Below are 24,499 nucleotides of genomic sequence, written 5' to 3'. Positions count from 1 at the left end.
CACATTTGGAATGCATTTCCCTGTGGGAGCGGGCTTGCTCGCGAATGAAGTCGACACCGTTTTAACTGATTCACATCTTTCCAGAGACCCGAAATGAGACTGTCCCGCTTCTTTATCGACGCCCCGCTGAGCACCGGCGAACACGAACTGCCGGAAGCCCAGGCGCACTACATCAGCCGCGTGCTGCGCATGGCCGAGGGCGATGCGGTGCAGCTGTTCGACGGCTCCGGCCACGAGTTTCGCGGATCACTGGTGGAGGTCGGCAAGAAACGCGTGGTAGTGCAGATCGACGAGCAGCTTGCCGGCCAGGTTGAATCGCCGCTGCAGATCCATCTCGGCCAGGGCCTGTCCCGGGGCGAGCGGATGGACTGGGCGATCCAGAAAGCCACCGAACTGGGCGTCAACGAAATCACCCCGATCTTCAGCGAACGCTGCGAAGTCCGCCTCAAGGATGAACGCGCCGACAAACGCCTGCTGCACTGGCGCCAAGTGGCGATCAGCGCTTGCGAGCAATGCGGTCGTTCGCGGGTACCGGTGATTCATCCGCCGGTGTTGCTGGCCGACTGGCTGAAGCAGACCGAGGCCGAGCTGAAACTGGTCTTGCACCCGGTGGCCGAGCCACTGGTCAGCCATGCCAAACCGTCGACCTTGGCCTTCCTGATTGGTCCTGAAGGCGGCTTGTCCGACGCCGAAGTCGAGCAAGCCAAGGCCAACGGTTTCCACGCCGCCCGCCTCGGCCCGCGCGTGCTGCGCACCGAGACCGCGCCGGTTGTGGCGCTGGCGGTGGCCCAGCAGTTGTGGGGTGACTTCTAGGGCCTCTTCGCGAGCAAGCCCGCTCCCACAGTAGATCGCCAGTGAACACACACTTTGTGAACATCAAAGATCCAGTGTGGGAGCGGGCTTGCTCGCGAATGCGGCTTGTCATTCAACAAAGATCTCGGGAGCAAGCCCCCTCCCACCAGAATTGCATTCACAAGACATAAAACAGAATCGCCACAAAGTGCAGCAGGCTCCCGGCGATCACAAACAAATGCCAGATCCCGTGCGCATGCCGCAACCGGTGATCGAGGGCAAAGAAAATAATCCCCACGGTGTACAGCACGCCGCCCGACGCCAGCCAGGCAAACCCCGCCGTACCCAGCGCCGCAATCAGCGGCTTGACCGCCACCAGCACGATCCAGCCCATCACCGCATAGATCACGATCGACAGGATCCGCGCCTCGGAGCGCGGCTTGATCTCTTGCAGGATGCCGATCAACGCCAGCCCCCAGACAATCCCGAACAACGTCCAGCCCCACGGCCCGCGCAGGGTCACCAGACAGAACGGCGTGTAACTGCCGGCGATCAGCAGGTAGATCGAAAAGTGATCGACCTTCTTCATGATCGCTTTCTTGCGCCCGCGCACGCTGTGGTACACGGTGGATGCGCTGTAGAGCACCAACAACGTAAAGGCGTAAATCGCCACGCTGACGATCTTCCACGGGCTGCCGTCGAGGCTGGCAATCACCAGCATCCAGACGCCCCCGACAAACGCCGCTATCGCCCCGACCAGATGCGTCCAGGCGTTCAGTTTTTCTCCGTGATACATGTGTCGCACACCTCGATTTCATTTACCGCAGCGCGCAAGGCTCGGGCCTTGAGCGTAAAAGCGCAATGTTTCCGTTCAACGCGGGCCTGCGCCTGTCCTGATATTTGGGCACAATCGACCGATACCAAGAAGAGTCCGCGCCATGCTGATCGACGAAGAATTGACCCTGAAGAAACTCGAGGTGTTCCTCGCCTTCATGCGCACCGGCAATCTCGCCCGTGCCGCCGCCGAGTTGCAGACCAGCAACGTCAGCGTGCACCGCGCGATTCATTCGCTGGAAAGCGCCCTGCGCTGCCCGTTGTTCAAGCACGAAGGACGCAACCTGACACCGCTGGAAAGCGCCTACGTGCTCGAAGAGCGGGCGCAGAAGCTGATTCAGGACGTGGTCGAAAGCGTGCGTCTGACCCGCGAAGCCGCCGGGTTCTCGGCAGAGCGTTTCAAGCTCGGCTCGCTGTATTCACTGACGGTGAAAACCGTGCCGCAGCTGATCATGGGCCTGAAGATCCGCCGCAGCGAACTCAACATCGACCTGATCCTCGGCTCGAACATCGACCTGCTCTACAAGCTGAAAAACATGGAAGTCGACGCGATCCTCGTATCCCTGGACGACAGCGTCAACGACCCGGACTGCGAGCAGATTCCGCTGTTTTCCGACGACATCTTCCTCGCCACCCCGGCCGATTCCCGCTTCGCCCAACGCAGCGAAGTGGATCTGGCGGAGGTGCGCGACGAAACCTTCATCACCCTCACGCAAGGCTTTGCCACCCATCAGGACGGTATTCGGGTGTTCCGGCAGGCGGGGTTCGAGCCGAAGGTGGCGATGCAGGTCAACGATATCTTCACCCTGCTGAGCATGGTCAGCTCCGGGGTCGGTTATGCGTTGCTGCCGGGGAGGATTGCGGCGGTGTACGAGAACCGGGTGAAGCTGATTCCGTTGCAGGAAAAGTACCGGCTGCAGCAGCACATCGGGGTGGTGTTTTTGAAGGCTAAAGAGCGGGATCCGAATTTGCTGGCGTTGTTGGCGGAGTGTCGGATGTATGCGAATCGCCAAGGTGGTGTGTAAGTAAAAGCAGATCAAAAACTACCCCCTCACCCTAGCCCTCTCCCGGAGGGAGAGGGGACTGACCGAGGTGTTTGGGCTTGATACATCGACCTGGAATGTCTGAGTCGAACTTAGATTTGAAAAGTCCCCGATCTGCTCCCTTTCCCCCTCGCCCCCTTGGGGGAGAGGGCTGGGGTGAGGGGGGAGCTTTTGACTTTCAGCCCACAATCCCGCGGACGATGAAGAACAGCAGCGATGGCCCCAGCAAGCAACCAAGCCCAGTGTGAAACGTAGCCGTCAACGCCCCATAAGGCACCAACCGCCGATCCGTCGCCGCCAACCCTGCCGTCACACCACTCACCGTCCCGGCCAACCCGCCAAACACCATCGCCGAGCGCGGGTTATCCAGGCCCATCCAGCGCGCCGCCACGGGCGTGCCGACCATCACCAGAATTGCCTTGATCAACCCGGTGGCAATCGACAGCGCCATCACATCCGAGGTCGCGCCAATCGCCGCGCCGGTCACCGGGCCGACGATGTAAGTCACCGCCCCCGCGCCGATGGTGGTCATGCTCACCGCATCGCGATAACCGAATGCCCAGGCCATGCTCGCACCGACAATGAACGGCAGGATCGTGCCCAGCAGCAGCGCAATCACGCCAATCAACCCGGCCTTTTTCGCCTCGGTCGCCTGGACCTCGAAAGCCGTAGCAACGATGGCAAAGTCCCGCAGCATCGCGCCGCCCATCAGGCCGATGCCGGAGAACAGCGAAAGATCCGCCAGGCCCTTCTGCCCGCCGGTCATGGTGCCGCCAACCCAGGCCAGCACCAGACCGATGACAATGGCAATCGCCGAGCCGTGAATCCGCCCGAACGTCAGGCGTTTGGAGAGAATCACCGACACCCACATGATCACGCCGACGAAGGCGAACGCGGTGACCAGACCGTTGTGTTCCAGACCTTTTTCAATGAGATCCCACATGTCAGCGACCTCCTACGGGCGTGCCGACCGGGGAGACTTCCGCCGGTTCGTCGGGCAACGGTTCGCCCTTGTGGGTACGGCTGATCAGCGCAATGGTGCAACCACAGACCACCACCGAACCGATTGCCGCCAGCACCGCCACCGGGCCGCCATGCAGGGCGGTGACAACGTTCTGCTGTGCCGCCATCGCAACCACCACCGGAATGTACATGGCGCCCCAGAAGCCGACGCCCATCTCGCAATCCTTGGTCATGCCGCCGCGTTTCTGCATCCACAACCGGGCGCAGATCAACAGGATCATGGCGATGCCGACCCCGCCGACGTTGGATTTGACCCCCAGCAACACGCCAAGCAGGTCACCCATGATCACCCCTGCCAGCGTACAGATCGCCAGCAGCGCCACACCGTAAATAATCATTGTTGTAGTCCTCAAAGTGCATCGTCGAATGTTGTTTTTGTTGTTCGAAGCCTGAGTCGGTGATTTAGGGTCGTCGGCCCTCCTCTTCACGCAACAGCGCCTGCAAGGTGTCGAGCCGGGCACTGTCGAAGGCAGTGACAGTCCCCTGTTCGAACACCCGGCGCGCCAGCCCGGTCAGCACCGCACCGGGCGGCAGTTCGATTTGTAACCGCACGCCGCGCTCGTAGGCGCTTTGCACGGTGCCGCGCCAGTCCACCACGCGGCACATGTTGAAGGCGAGGTCGTCGCGCAGGGCTTCGACCTTCGTCACAGGCCTTGCGCGACTGCCGCTCAGGTAAGCGATGTTCGGTGTTTTCAGTTCGACCTTGCCGAACGCTTCGGCGAGGATTTGCGCAGGCTTATCCAGAAACGGACAGTGCGACGGCACGCTGACCGCGAGACGCTTCGCCAGCCCGGCGCCACGACTGCGCGCCAGCTCGGCAACCGCTTGCATTGCCTTGTCGCTGCCGGCAATCACAACCTGGTTATCGGCGTTGATGTTGGCCAGGTACACCGGTGTCTCTGCGCCGTGCACCTGCGCCAGCAGCGTTTCGACTGTGGACAATTGCAGGCCGATGATCGCAGTCATGCCGAAGCCCTGTGGATAAGCCTGCTGCATCAACTCGCCGCGCAGACTGACCAGATGCAGCGCATCGCTGAAGCTCAGCGCTCCGGCGACCACCGCTGCCGGGTAGGCACCGATGGACAGACCAGCGACGTAATCTGCGGTGAGTTCGCCCTGCAACAACTGCCGCGAGGCTGCGACGCCGGCGATCAGCAGGCAGAGTTGAACCGCCCGGGTGCTGCGCAGCGCTTCGCTGGAATCCAGCCGCAAGACATCCTCACCGAGGCTATCGCTGGCCTCGATCAGCGTTTCCCGAGACAAACGCTGGAGCATGCCGGGCTGCTGCGCGCCCTGACCGGGAAACACCAGCAGGCTGCTCACGCTGCTTGCCCCTGCAGGTTCCACGGATCGCTGACAAGACAGGCTTCATGGGCGCTTTTCAGCAGCACCCGCGACGCATTCCCGGCCCATTCGCGCAGGGCAACGGCACCTAGCGGCGTCTGCAATTGCATATCCACCCGACAAATCGCCTGATCGAAAACCGCGACCAATTTACTCGCCTGATTACGGGTGATGAGTTGCGGTGTACGCAGGATCAGGTCGAGATCACTGGCCTCGTGCATGGCCGCAAACCCGCTCGCCAATTCAAACCCGGCACTGCCACTGACGCCCCAGATCCAACCGCAATCATCCAGCACCGGCCGCAGTTGTCGGAGCGCCTGCATGACCGGCAGATCACGCTCGCTCTCGACATGACAAAGCGCTTCCGGGCTGACCCGACAGGCAATCGAATCGATCGCCATGAACGCCGCCAGCCGCTGCTCGCGCAAGCGACCGCGCACGCCCACCGCCACCAATCCCTCTTCACTCAACGCTCGCCGCACCACCACAGGTTGCCCGGCAGCCAGCGACTCAATAGCCCACTGCGGCGCATCCGCCGGCAGCTGCGCCGGCGTCATGCCCCACAGCAAGTCGTGGGCGAGAACGCTGTTCACCACTGCGCCCTCAGCAATTCACGTACGCGGCTGGAGGCTTCGCGATTTTTCGCGCCGAGACGATTGCTCAGATCAGTCGCCGAAATATCGCTGATGGCTTGCTTCAGGCATTCGCTTACTCGCGCCAGATCTTCCGCCGTCGGCTGTTCGATCTGCTGCACCGACAGGGTTTCCCAAAGCAATCCGAGGCTGGCGTAGCTGTCGATGTCATAAGCCATCGGCGGCACGCTGGACGCCAGCGCCTCAAGTTCTTCGACGCTGCGCAAGGTCACCCGCGCCGCCGACGCCTTGCCCATCGCGTGCACCATCACCCCCGGATCGCGCAGGGCGATCAAGCGGTTGGCCTGATAACCGTGGGCCAGAAACGCCCCCGACATGGCCTTGCCCACCAGCAGTGCAATCACCGGATGCCCGGCCAGCCGCGCACGGGCGTAAGCGTCCGCCGCACCGGCCAAAGCCTGATGAATGCCGAGGGCTTCTTCGCGGCGACCATAGGCCTGGCTCGGTACGTCGACGATGGCGATCAAGGGACGCTTTTGCGTTTTGTCACGGTCGGCGCTGATCGCATCATCCACCGCTTTGGCCAGGCCCCAGCCTTCGAGCAAACCGACTTCGCCGTTGCGAGCGCGAGGGAAACGGTTTTGCGGATCGGCGACCACCGCGATAAAGCGCCCGAGTGCCCCGTCGGCGACCTTCAACGATGACGGCAAACCCTCAACGGCATTCGCGCCAGCGCTCAAGGCGTTGAACCAGTTCAAACCGCGCACGGAATAACCGCTCATGAGCGCTCTCCTTGATACAGATCGCGAACCACCGAAGGCTCGATTTGCTTGTCAGTGTCCAGGCTCGCCAGGCGTTGCAGGAACCATTCGGCCCGCTGGCTGCGCGGTTGCGCTGGCAAACCTTGTTGCAGCAACTCGCTGACCTGTTGGCGAATCTGCGCCACGTCATCGGCGACATAGCGATCCACCAGGCCACTGGCGAAACGTTGCTCGCCACCGGTCAGGCTCCAGATAAAGGGCCGGTCGCGGGAGTCGTATTCCTCGATTCCGGCTTCCTGCTCGATCACCTGCGGGCCGTTCAAACCGAGGCGTGCTTCCTGGGTCACCAGCAAGTAGCTGCACAGGGCGGCGGCAATCGACATCCCACCAAAGCAACCGACGCTGCCGGCCACCACGCCGACCACGGGTTGGTATTGCTGCAGATCGACAATCGCCGCGTGAATGTCGGCAATCGCCGCCAGGCCGAGGTTGGCTTCCTGCAAGCGCACGCCGCCGGTTTCCAGCAGCAGGATGGCGCGGGTCGGGATGCCTTTGCGGTTGTCCTCGGCGGCCAGTTCCAGTGCGCCGGCAATCTTCGCGCCGCCGACTTCACCGAGGCTGCCGCCCTGAAACGCGCCTTCGATGGCGGCAATCACCACCGGCAAACCGTTGAGGCTGCCCTTGGCGATCACCACGCCGTCATCGGCCTGCGGCACGACACCCTGACGTTCCAGCCATGGCGACATGACGCGTTGGAACGGGTCGAGCAGTTCGCGGAAAGTGCCAGCGTCGAGCAAGGCTTTCGCCCGCTGCCGTGCGCCGAGTTCGACGAACGAATGTTTGTGCAGAAGCGCTGAGGTGTCAGTCATGGCCGATCTCCTCGAAGCCTTGTTCCAGGCGCAGGCGCACCACGCCCGGGGTCGCGCCGAAATCGTGGATATCGATGGCCATCGCCGGCGGCGTGGTGCCATCGAACATCCGCGCGAACAGATGTTGCCAGCGCTGCTGCGCACCGTTGACCGAAGTCTGCACGTTGATCGTGAGCTTGCCGGCCAGGCCCGGCTCGATCAGCACTTCCAGATCGCCGGAGCCGACACAACCGACCAGTGCCCGACCGCGTGGCGGCTGCCCGGCGGGGAATTCAAAGGATAAGGTTTCCATCAAAACGCTCCCTGAAGGATGCCGTCGCGCTCGATCCTGTCGAGCAACAGCGTGGCGGCGAGCAAGTCGGCGGCGCCACCGGGCGAGGCATTCAATGCGATGAGTTGTTGATCCAGTTCGTGCAGGCGGCGGCGACCGGTGAGGCTGGCGCTGCCACCGGCGTCGAGCACCGCTTGGGCGCCGTGCTGCATCGCGTGCAGGCCCGATTCGCCGGCCCGGTACAGCACGCAGGTGTCGGCGAGGTCGGTCATGATCGCCAGCAAGGCATCGAGCCGGGCGTTCTGCTCGCCATGGCCGGCGGCGCGGCTGCGCTTGAGCTGCGGCAAACCACGTTGCACCACCGACGGAAAGCCGAGTTGCGCTTCTTCCCGGGCACCGCGAGCGCCGTAGCGCTGGGCAACCTGGGCGCCGTGACTCAGCGGGCGCGGCGCATAACGGTCATCGAGCAGCGCCAGACGTGCGGCGCGCAGGGTGACGGCGCCGGGGCCGGTGGACTTCGTATCCAGCGCAGCGGCCGTGACCAGCAGGCCCAGCGCCCAGATCGCTCCGCGATGGGTGTTCACGCCGTTGGTGGTGGCGAGCATCGCTTGCTCGCCTTCCCGCCCGATACGGCCAATGGCTTCGCGCAGCGGCAAGTCGATCCCGCCGAACTCGAGCGCGGCCTCGGCCATTTCCTTGAACGCCGGCCACAACGCCAGCGCCGAGGCGTGCATCAAGCCCAGGTGCAGATCGGTGTGCGCACCGTTGCCACGACGATCGACCAACGCCGGTTTCGGCGACAGGTCGGCTTCGTCGATCAGCGCGTCCACTGCCAGGTCCGCCAGCCGTTCGGCGAGGGTGATGGTTTTCGGTTGCAGGTTGAGTGCGTGCATTACCAGCTCCTGAACTTGGCGGGCGGGTTGTAGAGGCCGCCGGACCACTCGACCAGATCGGCCACGCTCTTCGCCGCGAGCAGTTCGCGGGTGGCGTCGGTGCGGCGGATGCCGAGGTCTTCGGGCAAGGCGATCAGGCCTTCGCGGCGCATGCGTTCGGTGTCTTTCGGGTTGTGGCGCAAGCCAATGGCGGTAACCCCGGCCACCGCAGCGATCATCGCCTGACGCTCTTCCAGCGAGCGCGCCTTGTACAGGTAGGCGATGCCTTCTTCGGTGAGCAGGTGGGTGACGTCGTCGCCGTAGATCATGATCGGCGCCAGCGGCATGCCGCTTTTCTTCGCCACTTCTACCGCATCGAGAGTTTCGACGAAGGTCGGTTTGCCGCCCTCCTGGAAGGTCTCGACCATCTGCACCACGAGTTTCTTGCCGCGTTCGAGCATCGGTTGCTGCGCATCGTCGTGACGCATATCGAGCCACGCCGGGGTACCGTGACGGCGACCGCGCGGGTCGTGGCCCATGTTCGGTGCGCCGCCGAAGCCGGCGAGGCGGCCTCGGGTAACTGTTGAAGAATGGCCATCGCCATCGACTTGCAGGGTAGCGCCGATGAACAGGTCCACCGCGTACTGCCCGGCCAGTTGGCAGAACATCCGGTTGGAACGCAGCGAGCCGTCGCGGCCGGTGAAGAACACATCGGGGCGAGCGGCGATGTAGTTTTCCATGCCCAGTTCGGTGCCGAAGCAGTGCACGCTTTCGACCCAGCCGCTTTCAATCGCCGGGATCAGCGTCGGGTGCGGATTGAGGGTCCAGTTGCGGCAGATCTTGCCCTTGAGGCCGAGGGATTCGCCGTAGGTCGGCAGGATCAGTTCGATGGCGGCGGTGTTGAAACCGATGCCGTGGTTCAGCGACTGCACGTTGTGTTTTTCGTAGATCCCGCGGATCGCCATCATCGCCATCAGCACGTGCACAGGCTTGATGTGGCGCGGGTCGCGGGTGAACAGCGGTTCGATGTAGAACGGCTTGTCGGCCACCACCACGAAATCAACCCATGACGCCGGAATATCCACCCGGGGCAGTTCGCTGACGTCGTCCACCAGTTGATTGACCTGGACGATGACGATGCCGTCGCTGAACGCCGCCGGCTCGATCAGCGCCGGGGTGTCTTCGGTGCTCGGACCGGTGTAGATGTTGCCGGCACGGTCGGCCATGAATCCGGCCGAGAGCACGACGTTGGGGATCAGGTCCACCACCAGCCGGGCGTAGAGTTCGATGTAGGTGTGGATCGCGCCGATTTCCAGCAGGCCGTCTTCGAGCAACTGGCTGATGCGCAGGCTCTGGGTTCCGGCGAAGGAGAAATCGAGCTTGCGGGCGATGCCGCGTTCGAACAGGTCCAGATGCTCGGAGCGGCCGACACTGGGCATGATCATGTGCAGGTCGTGGAGCTTTTCAGGATCAGCCTTGGCCAGCGCACGGGAAAGGAAATCCGCCTGCTTCTGGTTGTTGCCCTCCAGCACCACACGATCGCCGGGCAGTATCAGCGCTTCAAGCGCCGCGACGATCTTGTCGGTGGGCAACACCGCACCGTCGGCCAGCCCGCGCACCTTGTCGAGGCGCCGCTGCTTCTCGTCGCGCCGCCGCGTCCAGCGCGAGTCGGGGGAAATTGTTGTTGTCATGCTCACTCCACGGGGTTCGCTGTCGTGGAGCTACCTTAGGAGTGTCGGGTGGGGGGCATCAATCAAGCGCGGCGGTGAATCATTACGCTTGGAGTAACGATCAAGAGCGCCCTCACCCTAACCCTCTCCCGGAGGGAGAGGGGACTGATACGGGGATGCTCAAGAAATATGCCGACTTGATAGTTCTTTACCGAATCCATAATCGAATCGGTTTTTCAGGTCGATGTATAGCGTAAGACCCTTCGGTCGGCCCCCTCTCCCTCCGGGAGAGGGCTGGGGTGAGGGGAATGGGAGCAACACAAAACTCAAGCGGACTCAAACCAGTCCGGCATCCACCAACAACTTCTCCAGCGCCAACAAATCCGGCACCTTCGCCACCTGCTCCCCGACCTGCACCGCCGCCTGCTCCAGCGCACACAACGGCACGTCGACATAACTCAACTGGCTATCGAGCTTGTACGAGCGCGGAATCCCCTGCACCAGCAAGGCAATGAAACGCAGCGTCGGCAATCCGCCGAGGGCGTTGAGGATGACGATCCGTGCCCGTTCGCCGATGACGATCTTGTTGCCGCACGCCGACTCGAAACTCAGCAGCGGAATCTGCCGTTCGCGCCAGGTCACCCGACCGAGATACCACGGCGGTGTATCGAGATCGAAGGCGCTGGACTGGTAGTCGATCAGCTCGGCGACAGCGACGTTAGGCAGGATCAAATTGCGATCGGCCAGCGGCAGCAGCAACCCGGTGAGTTGGCTGCTACGTTGGTTATGACGCCGCTCATGCATGTTTTTTGCTCCACAGGGCAATGCTTTCGAGCAGCACCGATTCCTGGTACGGCTTGCCGAGGTAATCGTTGACGCCGATGGCCATGGCGCGGTCGCGGTGTTTCTGGCCGGTGCGCGAGGTGATCATGATGATCGGCAGGTGTTGCAGGCGCTCGTCGTGGCGCACCTGGGTCGCTACTTCGAAGCCGTCCATGCGCGGCATTTCGATGTCGAGCAGCATCAGGTCGGGCATGTGCTCTTCCAGCAACAGCATCGCATCGACTCCGTCCTTGGCAGTCAGCACGTTCATGCCGTGGCGTTCGAGCAGACGGCTGGTGACCTTGCGCACGGTGACCGAGTCATCGACCACCATCACCAGCAGCGGCTTCTGCGGTTCGCTTTCGATTTCGTGGCTGGCCGGACGCTGTGGCAACCGTGCCTGCATCGCGCGGATCGGCGCCAGCAAATCAAGGATCAGCACCACCCGGCCATCGCCGAGGATCGTCGCCCCGGACACACCCTGCACCGCCGCGAATTGCGGGCCGAGGCTCTTGACCACGATCTCGCGGGTGCCGGCCATGGCGTCGACCTGCACCGCGATGTGCCGCTCGTTGCACTGCACGAGAAGTACCGGCAGCGGCAGGCTCTGGCCGATCAGTTTCGGCCGTGGCGCGGTTTTCAGCAGCTCGCCCAGATAACACAGTTCATAGCGCTGGCCGCCATATTCGTAGCGTGGTGGATCGTGACGGAAATGCCCGTCCAGTTCGCTCGGCAAGACGCGAACGATGCCGTCGATGGTGTTCAGTGGAATCGCATACTGATCTTCACCGCACTGCACCATCAGCGCTCGGTTGACCGACACGGTGAACGGCAGGCGAATGCGAAAATGCACGCCCTGCCCCGGCACCGAGTCAATGCTCATGGTGCCGCCCAGTTGCCGCACTTCTTCGTGGACCACGTCCATGCCCACGCCGCGCCCGGAAATCTGGGTGATTTTCTCGGCAGTGGAAAAGCCCGGCTGGAGGATGAACTGCAACACTTCGCGGTCGCTGATTTCCGCGTTCGGCGCCAGCAGACCGCGCTTGATCGCCTTGCGTCGCACGGCGTCCAGCGGCACGCCGGCGCCATCATCGCGGATGTCGAAAACAATGTCGCCGCCCTCGCGGGACAGGTCGAGGCTGATCTGTCCCTGGGCCGGTTTACCCGCCGCCAGCCGCACGTCGGCCGGCTCCAGACCATGGTCGACGGCGTTGCGCAGCATGTGTTCCAGCGGCGCGGCCATGCGTTCGAGGACGTTGCGGTCCATCTCGCCTTCGGCGTTGCCGACGGTGAACGCCACGTCTTTGTTCAGTTCTTCGGCGACCTGACGGACGATGCGTTTGAGGCGTGGCAACATGCGCTCGAACGGCACCATGCGCGTGCGCATCAGACCTTCCTGCAATTCGGTGTTGATCCGGCCTTGCTGTTGCAGCAGGTTCTCGGCGTCGTGGGTGCGGCGGTCGAGGGTTTCCTTGAGGTCGAGCAGGTCGGAAGCGGATTCGAACAAGGCCCGGGACAACTGTTGCAATTGCGAATGGCGATCCATTTCCAGTGGATCGAATTCTTCGTAGCCCAGGCGTTCGGCGTCCACTTGCTGACGGCTGAGAATCCGCCCCTGGGTTTCGGTGTCGAGCCGGCGCAACTGGTCACGCATACGCTCGATGGTGGTTTCCATCTCGTTCAGGGCGGTCTGCGCATCGCTGACCTGCTGCTCGATCCGGCCACGGAAAATCGAGGTTTCGCCCGCGAGGTTGACCAGGTCATCGAGCAATTCGGCGGAGACCTTGACCATATCCGCGCCGGCCTCGGCGGCGGGCTCGCTCTTCACCGCCGTCGGCAGCATGGGCGCAGGCGTCTCTACAGTCACCGGGTGGCTGAAATTCTGAATCGCGCTGATCAGTCGATCCGCCGGCGGGCACGGCTGACCGGCGCGCACAGCGTCGAGCATCTGCGCCAGTCGGTCATGACCGCGCTGCAACAGGGCAAACAGTTCGGCGCTGCCCTGCAGGGTGCCGGAGGATAGGCTTTCGTAAAGGTATTCCAGCTCATGGGCGAGGTCGCCAATCGGGCCGATCTCTACCATCCGCGCGCCGCCCTTGAGGGTGTGCAGGTCGCGCAGCAGGGTTTCCACTTCCTGGCGGCTGCCGGGTTCGGCCTGCCAGCGCAGCAGCGCGGCGCCGGAGTTTTCGATGATGTCGAAACCTTCTTCGAGGAAGATTTCCAGCAGCTCCGGGTCGTGCCCCGAGCCGTCATGACGGGCGGCGGGTGGCGGCGTCTCCGAACTGCCGGCCTGGCCCTGACGGAACTGGCGGATGGCGTCGATCAGATCCTGCGCCGGTTCAAGCGGCTGATGGTCGTGCAATTGATCGAGGAACAAGGCCAAGCGGTCATGGCTTTGCAGCAGCAACTGACCCAGGGCTTCGCTGTAGTTGTAGCGGCGATCCACCAGACCTTCGTAAAGGTTTTCCAGCTCCTGGGCCAGGTCGCCCACGGCCTCGACCTCGGCCATTCGCGCACCGCCCTTGAGCGTGTGCAGATCCCGTTGCAGCGACGACAGCGGGGCGCCGTTTTCCGGGTCGTTCAGCCAGCGTTGCAAGGCTTGCCCGGCGCTGTCGAGAATGTCCACCGCCTCTTCGAGGAATATCTCGACGATCTCGTCATCCGGGGCGATCCCGGTGGCGCTTTTTTGCAGTTCGGCAGTGGCGCTGCCCAGCTCGGAAATGCTCAGGGTGCGACTGCCATCGCTGCGAATCAGGCCCATGGCCGACGGGTCGAGGCTTTCGTCGAGCAGTTCGTGCAGCGCACGGATACGCTGGGGTTGCGGGGTGATTTCCTGGCCGGCGGCCAGTTCGTCGAGCATGTTGATCAGTGCTTCGTGGGCCTGCTGCGCCTCATGAAAAAACCGCTCGCTGACCGCCAGGCTGCTTTCTTCCACAGCGCCATACAGGTCGAGCAAGGCTTCGCATAACACATCCACCGGCAATAGATCCGCCAGGTGCGCGCCCTCGCCGAGGGTCGTCAGTTCATCCAGCAACGCGCTGAGTTCCTGGCGTTCGCCGGGGTGCTGCTGCCAGCGCTGCAAGAGGTTTTCAGCGTCGAGCAGGATATCCATGCCCTGGGCCAGGAAGTTGTTGATCAGTTGCGGATCGCGCTTGACCCTGAGGCTGCTGCTCGGCGCATTGAGGATGGATTCGAGGCGTTCGCCCAGCAGGGTTTCGGTGCGTTTGATCAGCGATTGCGCGCCGACAATCGGTGCCAGCGGATCATGCTTGAGCTGGCGCAGACCGACACGGAACAAGCCCTCGGCTTCCAGCAACAACTCCACTTCGTCGAGGTCCAGCGCCAGTTGGTGGGCCTTGAATTCCCGGGCCAGTTTGTCCAGCGGCGCCGCCAGTTCGGCGATCGGCAATACGCCGGCCATCGACGCGCTGCCCTTGAGGGTGTGCAGCGCTCGCTGCAATTCATCGCTGGCCTGCAACGGCACGTGTTCGGCGGCCTGATCGAGAAAGCGGTTGAGGCTGGCGAGGTGGGTTTCGGCTTCGTTGCGGAAAATCTCCAGCAACAGTGGATCGAGCGCCGCGACGTCTTCCACGTCTTCGGCTGGCAGCGGCGTGTCGCCCTTGGCCAGGGCGTGAGCCCGCGCTGCCAGTTGATCGACATCCTGACGCTGGCGCTGATGGTTGATGGCGAATTCGGCAATCAGATCCGGCAGCAACAACAACGTGTCGGCCAGCAATTGCTGCACTGCCGGGCCCGGTTCGACGCTGTGTTCCAGCACGCGGTTGAGCAGGTTTTCCACCGCCCAGGCCAATTCGCCGAGCACCAGCGCACGGACCATGCGCCCGCTGCCTTTCAGGGTGTGGAACGCTCGACGCAGTTCACTCAAGGCTGCGCGATCCTGCGGATCGGCGGTCCAGCGCGGCAGGTATTCGCGCAGCACGTCGAGCACTTCCTCGGTCTCTTCGAGGAACACTTCACGCAACTCGTCATCCACCGGCTCTTCATCGGCCGGTGGCGGCAGCAGACTGCCGGGTGTGGTCAGCGCCGGCGGGTTGACCGCCGACACCGGGCTGGCCAGCACATCGGCCAGCGACTGCACGATGTCCGGGTCATCGAGTTCCTGCAGGTCCTGCATCACCAGCGCTTCGCTGGGGCTGAGCACGTCGTCGAGCAGCGGCACCCGTTGTTCGCTGGGCGGCTCGTCAGGAAAGTAGCCGAGGCTGGCGAGGCTTTTCTGCGCGATATCGAGCAGCTGCTCGCTCGGCGCCTGCGGGTCATCGGTGAGGCGTTCGAGGTAATACTCGAGGCTGGTGATGACATCGGCGAGGTTGTCCAGTTGCTGCCAGCCCGGTTCGTGAGGATCGAGCAGCAGATGCTCGCGGATGAAACCGTTACAGGCCTCCAGCAGGCTCGCCGCACGCGTCAACGGAATCATCGCCAGCGCACCGCGCACCTGGGTCAGCAGCGCCGGCAGCGGTTGCAGTTGCTGGCGGTCCCAGTCGGCGTCGATGTAGTCGACAATCATGTCCTTGGCCTGTTGCAGGCAGATGCGCGCTTCCTTGATCACGATCTGATGGATCTGCGTCAGGTCGGTGGTCGGCAGGCGCGAGTCTTCCGGGCTCTCCGGTTCCACCGTGCCGACCATTCCGGCCAGCGTCGCCTCGACGTAAAGCAAGGCGCCGGCGACGTCCATCAGCGTGGCGTCGTTCGGTTCGCGCTGGCCCTGAGCGAGGCTGAGCACCACCGCCAGTTGATCGATGATGACTTTGCGCGGCTGGCCGAAACCGAGCACCGCGAGGGTGTCGGCGATCTGCCGCAGCGGCGCCAGCAGGCTGTCCAGATCCGAGGTGTGCTGGCGGTCGCTGCGCACGAACAGGTCGAGGCGCTCCTTGACCCGCACCAGCTCTTCGCACAACGCCGCGAGCACCGAGCGCATCGCATCGCGGTCGGGCCCGGCCAGGCGCGCGCGTTCTTCGTCGACCATCGCGCTGTCGGGCAACGCGTCGTCCAGGGAGTAGCGATCTTTCATGGTCAGCATCTGCCCGGTGGGATGTTCGGCTTTGGCAATATAGAACAGCAGGCTTTTGAACAGCTCGGGCGGCGGTGGCTGATTAAGGCCGGCCATGCCTTGCTCGAGCAGACGCTTGAGTTCCTTGTCGGCGTCCTTGAACAGGCTGCGCAGGGCCGGGCTGTTGGCGATTCGGCCTTCACGCATGCCTTCGACCAGTGCCGAAGCGACCTGCCACAACGGGCTCAGCGGGGCCTCGCCGCTCAAGGCTTCGAGGCGGGTGAAGACTTTGCTCAGGTAACCGAGGTGGGTCTGGTCGTCCTGTTCGCGGAGCAAGCCCACCAGCGCCATCTGCAGCATCTGCCGCAACTTGCGCAACACATTGGGCAGATCCGCCGGTTCCAGCAGGGCCAACGCTTCCGGGCTCAGCGGCGGCAGCTCGGGCAATTGCGGGCTGAACAGGCTGGTCTCGGACAACAGGCTTTCGCCCCGGGCGCTGCGTAGATCGTTGATCAGCGGCAGCACCACCAGCGGCAAGTCACGGCGGGCGCCTTGCACGCGGTCGAGATAGATCGGCAATTGGCCGAAGGCCTGCAACAGCAGGTGCAAGGCTTCGTCGCGGTGGCTGACGCGATCGTTCTGCAAGGCTTCGACCAGATGCTCCATCTCTTCGGCGAGCAATGCCGCGCCGTAGAACTCGACCATCTGCAAACTGCCGTGGACCTGATGGATGCACACCAGGCACTCGTCCAGCCCGGGCACCGACTGCGGATCGTCGAGCACGGCTTCGATGGCCTGATGCGCCTGCCTCAGCGTTTCGGCAATTTCACCCTTGACCCATTCGAGGGCCACGTAGTCGTGCCGGTCACCCATAACCACTCCGCTCGACATGAACTCGCCCGCAGGCCTCACGCCTTGTCCGTGGCGGGCGCTGCCGCCGCCGGCAAGGTGAACCCGGACACCGAACGCCGCAACTGGCTGGCCATTTTCGCCAGGTTGCCGATGCTTTCGGCGGTGGCCGTGGAGCCGGACGAGGTCTGCGAGGTGATCTGCTGGATCACGTTCATCGTCAGGGAAATCTGCCCGGCCGAAGACGTCTGCTGCTGCGCCGCGTTGGAAATGCTCTGGATCAGCGCCGCAAGCGTCTTGGACACGCCTTCGATTTCTTCCAGGGCCACACCGGCATCCTGCGCCAGCCGCGCGCCGCGCACCACTTCGGTGGTGGTCTGTTCCATGGAAATCACGGCTTCGTTGGTGTCGGTCTGGATCGCCCGTACCAGTGTCTCGATCTGCCGGGTCGCAGCAGACGAACGTTCGGCCAGCCGTTGTACTTCGTCGGCAACCACGGCAAAACCGCGCCCGGCGTCACCGGCCATCGAGGCCTGAATCGCCGCGTTAAGGGCGAGGATGTTGGTCTGGTCGGCAATGTCGTCGATCAGGCTGACGATGTCGCCGATCTCCTGGGACGACTCGCCCAGGCGCTTGATGCGTTTGGCGGTGTCCTGGATTTGCTCGCGGATGTTGTCCATGCCGTGGATGGTGTTGTGCACCACCTCGTTGCCCTTGTTGGCGATTTCCACCGAGCGCTCGGCCACCGCCGAGGACTCGGCGGCGTTGGCCGACACCTGATCGATGGACTGGGCCATGTCGTTGATCGCGGTCGACGCTTCGGAAATCTGCTGGGCCTGATGCTCCGAGGCCTGGGCCAAGTGCATGGCGGTGGCCTGGGTTTCCTGCACCGCTGCGGCAACCTGGCCGGCGGTGAGGTTGATGGTCGCCACCAGATCGCGCAACTGGTCGACGGAATAGTTGATCGAGTCGGCGATGGTCCCGGTAAAGTCTTCGGTCACCGAGGCGGTCACAGTCAGGTCGCCGTCGGCGAGGTCTTCGATCTCGTCCAGCAGACGCATGATTGCGTTCTGGTTGCGTTCGTTCTTCTCGGCGGTTTCGCGTAACTGACGGTTGGTTTCCCGGACCATGACCATGCCGATCAGGATGATCGACGCCAGCGCCAACAGACCCAGCACGTAGCCGCCGATGGTGTCGGTGTTGCGCCCGCCGGCGAGGTTCTCGAAACCGGTGGCCAGGTGCGAGGCTTCGTCGAGCAGGGTCTGCGACAGGCTGAAGATATTGGTGGCGGACTCGCGGACCTTGAACAGCTCCGGCGAGGTTTCGAGGATTTCATCCACCGAGCCCGAGACGAACTGGAACAGCTCGGAAATCTCGCTCAAGCGAGCGCGGGCGTCGCGGTCCTCGACCTGGCTGATCTTGAGTGTCGGGTTGCCTTGCAGCATGCCATTGAGCACCTGACCGAAACGCGCGGCATCACGACCGAAGGCATCGGCCGCCTGTTGCGAGTTTTCGTCGCCGGAAAGCACGGTGTTGACCGCGCCGAGGATCCGCTCGGCCAGCAGCGACTGACGCTGGGCCATCGCCACCTGCGCCGCCGGGGCACCGCGTTGCAGGAGGATCTCGACGACTTTTTCGTATTCGATCTGCAACTGCGGCACGGTTTCGGCCAGGGTCGCGGCAACCTGATGCAGGGACAGTACAGTCTGTTCGCTGGACAGTATGGCGTCGGTGTTTTTCAGCAGGCGTTCCCAGTCCAGCTGCACGGCGCGCATTTCCGGGCGAACAGTGGACGGTGCCGGCGGCAGGCCGGTGGCCGGGTCGCCCTTCTTCAGATAACCCCAGCGCTGGGCGAAATCGTTGCGCGCATCGCTGAGCAGCTTGAACGCGGCCGATTTGCCGGCCGCCGCTTCGGTGGCGTTCTTGGCGATCCGCTGCGACAGCACCCGCAACTCACCGGCATGGCCGATGTACTGCTTGTCGTAATTGGCCTGGGTGTTGAGGTAAGCGAAGTTGGCGAACAGCAGCATGATGAACACGATCAGCGCGATGAACAGCACGATGATCTGCGAGCGGCTGCGCGAGCCTTCTGCGGGCTTGCTGGTTTTTGCTTTGATCATCGGTCCTCGCCTGTTAAACCGCGACGTGCATGAAACTCGGTGACTGCGCCAGCGCAAACAGGCTGAACACTCGCCAGTTCTGCTCGCGCCGGAAATACCCTTTGACGAACTCGCCCTTGGAGCCTTGCCGTTTACGGATCGAGACGGGTTCGAAGCTGTCCTGATCGAAGTGCTGCAGACCGAAGACCTCATCGACCAGCACACCGGCAAAAACGTCCTGATGCTCTACCACCAAGACCCGCCGCTGCTTGCGCATGGGTGACAGCTCATGGCCGAAGAAGCCGCACAGGTCCAGGATCGGCAACAAGCGCCCGCGCAGATTGGCAACGCCCTTGACCCACGGTTTGACGCCCGGCAATTGGGTGAAGCGCGGTTCGGGCAGCACTTCGCTGACCTCGCCCATCGGCGCGACATACCAGTGCTCGCCCAGACGAAAGCCGATACCGCTCCAGCGATCCTGGCGCGCCGGTTGCGACGGCAGGTCCGCCGCCAGCAGACGACAGCGCTGGTCGATCTGCCACAACAGTTCGAACGCGGTCAGCGACTCGCTCATGGCGGCGCGATCAACCGGCCAGCACGTTGTTCAGGGTCTTGATCAGCGTTTCTTCGTCGACCGGTTTGGTCAGGTAATCCTTGGCGCCCTGGCGAGTGCCCCAGACCTTGTCGGTTTCCTGATCCTTGGTCGTGATGATGATGACCGGAATGTGGCTGGTTTCAGCGTCCTTGGTCAGTTGGCGGGTCGCCTGAAAACCGTTGAGGCCGGGCATGACGATGTCCATCAGCACCGCGTCGGGTTTTTCCTGACGGGCCAGGGCCACGCCGTCGGCGCCGTTTTCGGCTTTCAACACTTCGTGGCCGTGCTTTTCCAGCATGCCGGTCAGTTTGTACATTTCAGTCGGCGAATCATCGACGATCAGAATACGTGCCATGGTCTTCCCCATTTTTCTTGTCGACACCGGGCCCGCTGGCCGAGTGTCACTGTGCGTGTCTTACTGCGGCAAATCAGCGGTAAAGCCCGGGACATGGGCCGCAATCGCGTCGAGCAGTTCTTCCTTGCTGAAAGGCTTGGTCAAAAATTGATCGGAACCGACAATCCGCCCCTTGGCCTTGTCGAACAGCCCGTCGCGGGACGACAGCATGATCACCGGCGTTGCCTTGAAAGCACTGTTGTTCTTGATTAAAGCGCAGGTCTGATAACCATCCAGACGCGGCATCATGATGTCGACAAAAATGATCCCGGGGTGGTTGTCGGCGATCTTCGCCAGGGCGTCGAAACCGTCGATCGCCGTGATGACTTCGCACCCTGCATTTTTCAACAGGGTCTCGGCGGTGCGACGAATCGTTTTCGAGTCGTCGATCACCATGACCTTCAAGGCGCTGGACTGCTGTTCCATAAGGGGGCTCTACCGTCGCCTTTGCGAATCAATTTGTCCGTTTTGCGATGCGTAATGGCCGGAAACCCTTGATGCTTAAGGGCCAGCACGATATGGCAGCCTTTTTAGCACAGTCTCCTGATCCAATCTATCGACGGGTTTTTCCTTGACCGAAAACCCGCCCGGAGCCACTCTGGCGGCACTTTTTTCATACCGATCCGGTAGCCAATTTTCGAGGAAAACCCAATGAGCGTTCGCGTCGGGATAGTCATGGACCCAATCGCCAGCATTTCCTATAAAAAGGATAGCTCGCTGGCCATGCTGCTGGCGGCGCAGAAGCGCGGCTGGGAACTGTTCTATATGGAACAGCAGGACCTTTATCAGGGCGAAGGTCAGGCACGGGCGCGGATGAAGCCGCTGAAAGTCTTCGCCAACCCGGAAAAATGGTTTGAACTGGGCGCCGAGCAGGATTCGCTGCTCAGCGATCTGAACGTGATCCTGATGCGCAAGGATCCGCCGTTCGACATGGAGTTCGTCTACTCCACCTACCTGCTCGAACAGGCCGAAGCCGCTGGCGTGCTGGTGGTCAACAAGCCGCAGAGCCTGCGCGACTGCAACGAAAAGCTGTTCGCCACCCTGTTCCCGCAGTGCACCCCGCCGACCGTGGTCAGCCGCCGCGCCGACGTGCTGCGTGAATTCGCCGCCAAGCATGGCGACGTGATCCTCAAGCCGCTGGACGGCATGGGTGGCACCTCGATCTTCCGTCATCGCGCCGGCGATCCGAACCTGTCGGTGATTCTGGAAACCCTGACCGCCCTCGGCACCCAGCAGATCATGGGCCAGGCGTACCTGCCGGCAATCAAGGACGGCGACAAGCGCATCCTGATGATCGACGGCGAGGCGGTGGATTACTGCCTGGCGCGGATTCCGGCCCAGGGCGAAACCCGTGGCAACCTCGCCGCCGGCGGCCGTGGCGAAGCCCGTCCGTTGACCGACAAGGATCGCTGGATCGCTGCTCAGGTCGGCCCGACCTTGCGCGCGAAGGGCCTGCTGTTCGTCGGCCTGGACGTGATCGGTGAGCACCTGACCGAAATCAACGTCACCAGCCCGACCTGCATCCGCGAGATCGACAATGCGTTCGGCACCGACATCGGCGGCCTGCTGATGGATGCCATCGAGAAAAAGCTGCAAGCTTGATGTCTGTCACATGCAGCCTGTCGCTTGATGCTTGAAGCCCAAGGCGTGAAACCAACATTGCGTTATCATGCGCAGCCTCTGAAAAACGCGATGTTGGTTTTCTTGTCATGACCCTCCCGTCCGATCTGCCTGCTGAACTCGCCCACCGCGGCGTGCGCCCGGTCGATCGCCTCGGATTTACCCTGTTTCTCGCGGCGCTGATCCATTTGGCGCTGCTGCTCGGCGTGGGTTTCACCATGGTCGAGCCCAAGCAGATCAGCAAAACCCTGGAAATCACCCTCGCCACCTTCAAGAGCGAAACCAAGCCCAAGAAGGCTGATTTCCTCGCCCAGGAAAACCAGGAAGGCAGCGGCACGCTCGACAAAAAGGCGATCCCCAAAACCACCGAGGTTGCGCCGTTCCAGGACAATCAGGTCAAGAAGGTCACCCCGCCACCGGCCGCCAAGCCGCAAGTGCAGGAAGCCGCGCCCAAGGCTGCGGTAACCACCGTCGCACCGAAACCGAAAAAGGCGCCGACCAAGAAAGAAGAAGCCAAGACCGAGACCAAACCGACGGTCGACGCCCCGACTTTCGACAGCTCGCAGCTCTCCAGCGACATCGCCAGCCTCGAAGCCGAACTGGCCAACGAACAACAGCTGTACGCCAAGCGCCCGCGCATCCACCGCCTGAGCGCGGCCTCGACCATGCGCGACAAGGGCGCCTGGTACAAGGACGAATGGCGCAAGAAGGTCGAGCGCATCGGCAACCTCAATTACCCCGACGAAGCCCGTCGCCAACAGATCTACGGCAATCTGCGCCTGATGGTGTCGATCAACCGCGACGGCTCGCTGTATGAGGTGCTGGTGCTGGAATCCTCCGGCCAGCCGCTGCTGGATCAGGCAGCGCAGCGCATCGTTCGTCTGGCAGCACCTTTTGCACCGTTTACCGGGGATCTGTCGGACATCGACCGACTGGAAATCATCCGCACCTGGAAATTCGCTCGCGGTGACAAGCTCTCGAGCAACTGACACACCGCAGACCCCCTGTGGGAGCGGGCTTGCTCGCGAAGAGGTCAGTCAATGCAGCGCAAATTCTGGATCAGAGTTGCGGCGTCCAGGTCACCCCGAACATGAACGCCCGACCTTCTTCGCGATAGCCATACTGACTGCCGTCATGGCTGTACAGCGCCCGGCTGTAACCTTTGTCCAGCAGGTTATCCACCTTGAAATCCAGCTTGATCTCACGGTTCAGCGCCCAGCTGCTGCGCAGTCCGAGCAGCGCATAACCACCCAGTGGTTGCTGATTTTTCAGGTCGTCATAGCTGCTGCTGACGGCCTGCCAACTGGCGCCGAGGCCGAGGCGGTCGAATTGTCGATCCAGATCCCAGCTCAAGGTGCGACGGGCCCGTCGCGCCAGGGTGTGGCCGGTGTCGCGGTCGCGGGGATCGATGATCGCCACGCCAAGGTTGCTCTGCCAGCCAAGCAGTTCCTGTTTCAGGGCTGCTTCGAAGCCATTGATCCGCGCCGAAGCGACGTTTTCCGGGCGTGAGTTGCTGCCGAAGATAATCGCGTCTTCCAGGTCTGTCCGATACAGCGACGCTTCGAGGCGGCTGCTGTCGCTTAACTGGCTGCGCCATTGCAGCTCGTAGCTTTTCGAGGTTTCCGGTTTCAGATCAGGGTTGCTGAAGTCCGGGTAGTACAGGTCGTTGAAGGTCGGTGCGCGGAAACCTTCGCTGTAGCTGAGAAGCAGGTCGTTGTCCGGGTTGACCGGCAATGTCAGCGTGCCGCTCCAGCTGTTCTGCCCGCCGAACTGCTGATTGTCGTCACGGCGCAGGCCGAGTTCGGTGGAGAAGCTGTCGGCCTGGAAGCGATGCTGGATGAAAGCGGCTCGGTTCCAGCGGCTGTCCTCGTCGAACGCGGTGCTGCTGTTGACCCGGTCTTCATACCAGTCGCCACCGAGGATCAGGCTGTTGCGTGCATCGAGGGTCAGGTCGTTCTGCCAGGTCACCGAGTCGCGGTAGGTGTTGAACACCGAGCGTTCGTCGCTGAGCTTGTCGAGCGTCTTCTCGCGGTTTTCGCTGTGTCCGAGTTCCAGGCGCGATTTCCAGCGCTCGTTGATCCGCGCGTCGATGTAGCTGCTCAAACTGCTGACGGTGAAATCGCTGTAGGGCTGTTGCTGGACCGAATCGAAGGTGATCGGGTCAAAGCGCCCGAACGGGTTGTCGAATTCGCTTTTACCCCGGTTATCCAGCAGGTTGGCGCCGACTTCGACATCATCGGTCAGCGCATGGCTGAGGCTCAGGCTGATGGATTTGTTGCGGTAGGCGTCGTGGTCACTGTCGCTGGGATAAGACTCGTGGGTGCGGTCGATGCCAGCGGTTTCATCAAGGCTGGCGCCGAGGTTGAAGCGGGTTTTCTCATCGCCACCGGACAGGCCGACACTGCGTTCCCAGGTCTGGTTGCTGCCGAATCCGACATGCATCCGCTGCTGCAAGCCTTGTTCGCCGCCGCGCCGGGTGAAAATCTGAATCACCCCGCCAATCGCGTCACTGCCGTAGATCACCGAACGCGACCCGCGCAGTACTTCGACGCGTTCGATCTGCTCGATGTTGAGGTGTTGCAGGTTGCTGTCGCCGGACGTCGAGTTGCCGATGCGCTGGCCGTCGACCAGCACCAGGCTCTGCGCCGACTGCGTGCCGCGAATGTAGATCCCCGGCAGACTGCCGCGCCCGCCGGTTTGCGCCACTTGCACGCCCGGTACCCGTAGCAGCAGATCGGTGACGCTGCTCGGTTGCAGGCGTTCGATGTCTTCGCGGGTGAACACGGTGTTGGCGGCGCTGCTGTCGTTGCGTGCTTCTACCTGGCGGTTGGCGCTGATCAGCGTGTCCGGCAGCTTCAGGGCCTGATCGCGTTCGAAGGTGTCGGCGAGGGTATTGGCAGTTGGCAGCAGGAGAAGGGGCAGGGCGAGGCGCGAGAGGTTCATCGGTATTCCGTAGGTCTTTCAGGTGTACACAAATCAAATGTGGGAGCGGGCTTGCTCGCGAAGGCGGTGTGTCAGTCAACTCATTATCGACTGATCC

General features: G+C 62.7%; 21 protein-coding genes. 4 read left to right on the top strand and 17 right to left on the bottom strand.

Annotated features, from left to right (window positions below; genetic code table 11):
* Nucleotides 1-93: 93 nt before the first annotated feature.
* Nucleotides 94-813: a 16S rRNA (uracil(1498)-N(3))-methyltransferase gene (locus ACW9HX_RS26235; RefSeq protein ID WP_457382822.1), complete on the top strand. Its 720-nt coding sequence runs from the start codon at nt 94-96 to the stop codon at nt 811-813.
* 157 nt (nt 814-970) lie between these two features.
* Here the strand turns inward: ACW9HX_RS26235 and trhA are convergent, their stop codons facing one another.
* Nucleotides 971-1,588 carry a PAQR family membrane homeostasis protein TrhA gene (gene trhA / locus ACW9HX_RS26230; protein WP_007953311.1) on the bottom strand — a complete coding sequence of 206 codons (618 nt, stop codon included), beginning with the start codon at nt 1,586-1,588 and terminating at the stop codon, nt 971-973.
* 142 nt (nt 1,589-1,730) lie between these two features.
* Between trhA and ACW9HX_RS26225 the strand changes: the two genes are divergently transcribed.
* The gene (locus ACW9HX_RS26225; RefSeq protein ID WP_457382821.1) at nt 1,731-2,651 is read left to right on the top strand and encodes a LysR family transcriptional regulator; all 921 of its coding nucleotides are present in this window, start codon (nt 1,731-1,733) and stop codon (nt 2,649-2,651) included.
* 196 nt (nt 2,652-2,847) lie between these two features.
* On the opposite strand, the gene madM is transcribed toward ACW9HX_RS26225, so the two are convergent.
* From madM to pilG, 15 genes are all read right to left on the bottom strand, one after another.
* The gene (gene madM, locus ACW9HX_RS26220; RefSeq protein WP_457382820.1) at nt 2,848-3,612 is read right to left on the bottom strand and encodes a malonate transporter subunit MadM; all 765 of its coding nucleotides are present in this window, start codon (nt 3,610-3,612) and stop codon (nt 2,848-2,850) included.
* Between the two features lies 1 nt (nt 3,613).
* On the bottom strand, nt 3,614-4,030 hold the full coding sequence (gene madL / locus ACW9HX_RS26215; RefSeq protein WP_085709094.1) for a malonate transporter subunit MadL: 417 nt from the start codon (nt 4,028-4,030) through the stop codon (nt 3,614-3,616).
* Nucleotides 4,031-4,094: 64 nt separating this feature from the next.
* Nucleotides 4,095-5,015 carry a malonate decarboxylase subunit epsilon gene (mdcH, locus tag ACW9HX_RS26210; RefSeq protein ID WP_457382819.1) on the bottom strand — a complete coding sequence of 307 codons (921 nt, stop codon included), beginning with the start codon at nt 5,013-5,015 and terminating at the stop codon, nt 4,095-4,097.
* On the bottom strand, nt 5,012-5,632 hold the full coding sequence (locus tag ACW9HX_RS26205; protein WP_457382818.1) for a malonate decarboxylase holo-ACP synthase: 621 nt from the start codon (nt 5,630-5,632) through the stop codon (nt 5,012-5,014). Before ACW9HX_RS26205 ends, mdcH begins: the two co-directional genes overlap by 4 nt.
* Entirely contained in the window at nt 5,626-6,411 is a 786-nt protein-coding gene (mdcE, locus tag ACW9HX_RS26200) for a biotin-independent malonate decarboxylase subunit gamma (RefSeq protein WP_457382817.1), read from the bottom strand. The genes ACW9HX_RS26205 and mdcE overlap by 7 nt, the downstream gene beginning before the upstream one ends.
* Nucleotides 6,408-7,259: a biotin-independent malonate decarboxylase subunit beta gene (locus ACW9HX_RS26195; RefSeq protein WP_457382816.1), complete on the bottom strand. Its 852-nt coding sequence runs from the start codon at nt 7,257-7,259 to the stop codon at nt 6,408-6,410. Before ACW9HX_RS26195 ends, mdcE begins: the two co-directional genes overlap by 4 nt.
* Complete coding sequence (locus ACW9HX_RS26190) at nt 7,252-7,551, bottom strand: malonate decarboxylase subunit delta (protein WP_003229075.1); 300 nt, start codon at nt 7,549-7,551, stop codon at nt 7,252-7,254. The genes ACW9HX_RS26195 and ACW9HX_RS26190 overlap by 8 nt, the downstream gene beginning before the upstream one ends.
* Complete coding sequence (locus tag ACW9HX_RS26185) at nt 7,551-8,423, bottom strand: triphosphoribosyl-dephospho-CoA synthase (protein WP_457382815.1); 873 nt, start codon at nt 8,421-8,423, stop codon at nt 7,551-7,553. The genes ACW9HX_RS26190 and ACW9HX_RS26185 overlap by 1 nt, the downstream gene beginning before the upstream one ends.
* Nucleotides 8,423-10,093, bottom strand: a complete 1,671-nt coding sequence (gene mdcA / locus ACW9HX_RS26180) for a malonate decarboxylase subunit alpha (RefSeq protein ID WP_457382814.1) — start codon at nt 10,091-10,093, stop codon at nt 8,423-8,425. The genes ACW9HX_RS26185 and mdcA overlap by 1 nt, the downstream gene beginning before the upstream one ends.
* A gap of 315 nt (nt 10,094-10,408) precedes the next feature.
* Nucleotides 10,409-10,876 carry a chemotaxis protein CheW gene (locus ACW9HX_RS26175; RefSeq protein ID WP_102619704.1) on the bottom strand — a complete coding sequence of 156 codons (468 nt, stop codon included), beginning with the start codon at nt 10,874-10,876 and terminating at the stop codon, nt 10,409-10,411.
* Nucleotides 10,869-16,775, bottom strand: a complete 5,907-nt coding sequence (locus ACW9HX_RS26170; protein WP_457382813.1) for an Hpt domain-containing protein — start codon at nt 16,773-16,775, stop codon at nt 10,869-10,871. Before ACW9HX_RS26170 ends, ACW9HX_RS26175 begins: the two co-directional genes overlap by 8 nt.
* A 35-nt stretch (nt 16,776-16,810) precedes the next feature.
* A complete protein-coding gene (locus tag ACW9HX_RS26165; RefSeq protein WP_457382812.1) occupies nt 16,811-18,871 on the bottom strand; it encodes a methyl-accepting chemotaxis protein in 2,061 nt (686 codons plus the stop codon).
* A 13-nt stretch (nt 18,872-18,884) separates the two neighbouring features.
* Nucleotides 18,885-19,424 (bottom strand): chemotaxis protein CheW, encoded by a 540-nt coding sequence (locus tag ACW9HX_RS26160; protein WP_457382811.1) that lies wholly within the window; start codon nt 19,422-19,424, stop codon nt 18,885-18,887.
* A gap of 10 nt (nt 19,425-19,434) precedes the next feature.
* Entirely contained in the window at nt 19,435-19,800 is a 366-nt protein-coding gene (pilH, locus tag ACW9HX_RS26155; protein WP_020295795.1) for a twitching motility response regulator PilH, read from the bottom strand.
* A 60-nt stretch (nt 19,801-19,860) separates the two neighbouring features.
* On the bottom strand, nt 19,861-20,265 hold the full coding sequence (gene pilG / locus ACW9HX_RS26150; protein ID WP_096817626.1) for a twitching motility response regulator PilG: 405 nt from the start codon (nt 20,263-20,265) through the stop codon (nt 19,861-19,863).
* A 225-nt stretch (nt 20,266-20,490) separates the two neighbouring features.
* Here pilG and gshB point away from each other — a divergent pair, with 225 nt between their 5' ends.
* Both gshB and ACW9HX_RS26140 read left to right on the top strand, forming a co-directional pair.
* A complete protein-coding gene (gene gshB / locus ACW9HX_RS26145) occupies nt 20,491-21,441 on the top strand; it encodes a glutathione synthase (RefSeq protein ID WP_457382810.1) in 951 nt (316 codons plus the stop codon).
* 107 nt (nt 21,442-21,548) lie between these two features.
* Nucleotides 21,549-22,448 carry an energy transducer TonB gene (locus tag ACW9HX_RS26140; RefSeq protein WP_457382809.1) on the top strand — a complete coding sequence of 300 codons (900 nt, stop codon included), beginning with the start codon at nt 21,549-21,551 and terminating at the stop codon, nt 22,446-22,448.
* 70 nt (nt 22,449-22,518) lie between these two features.
* Here ACW9HX_RS26140 and ACW9HX_RS26135 read toward each other — a convergent pair whose 3' ends face one another.
* The gene (locus ACW9HX_RS26135) at nt 22,519-24,402 is read right to left on the bottom strand and encodes a TonB-dependent receptor domain-containing protein (protein WP_457382808.1); all 1,884 of its coding nucleotides are present in this window, start codon (nt 24,400-24,402) and stop codon (nt 22,519-22,521) included.
* Nucleotides 24,403-24,499 lie beyond the last annotated feature (97 nt).

It is taken from the genome of Pseudomonas sp. SDO52101_S400 (assembly GCF_054071635.1).
Note: the sequence above shows the minus strand (reverse complement) of the source record. Positions and strands in the feature narration are given on the sequence as shown.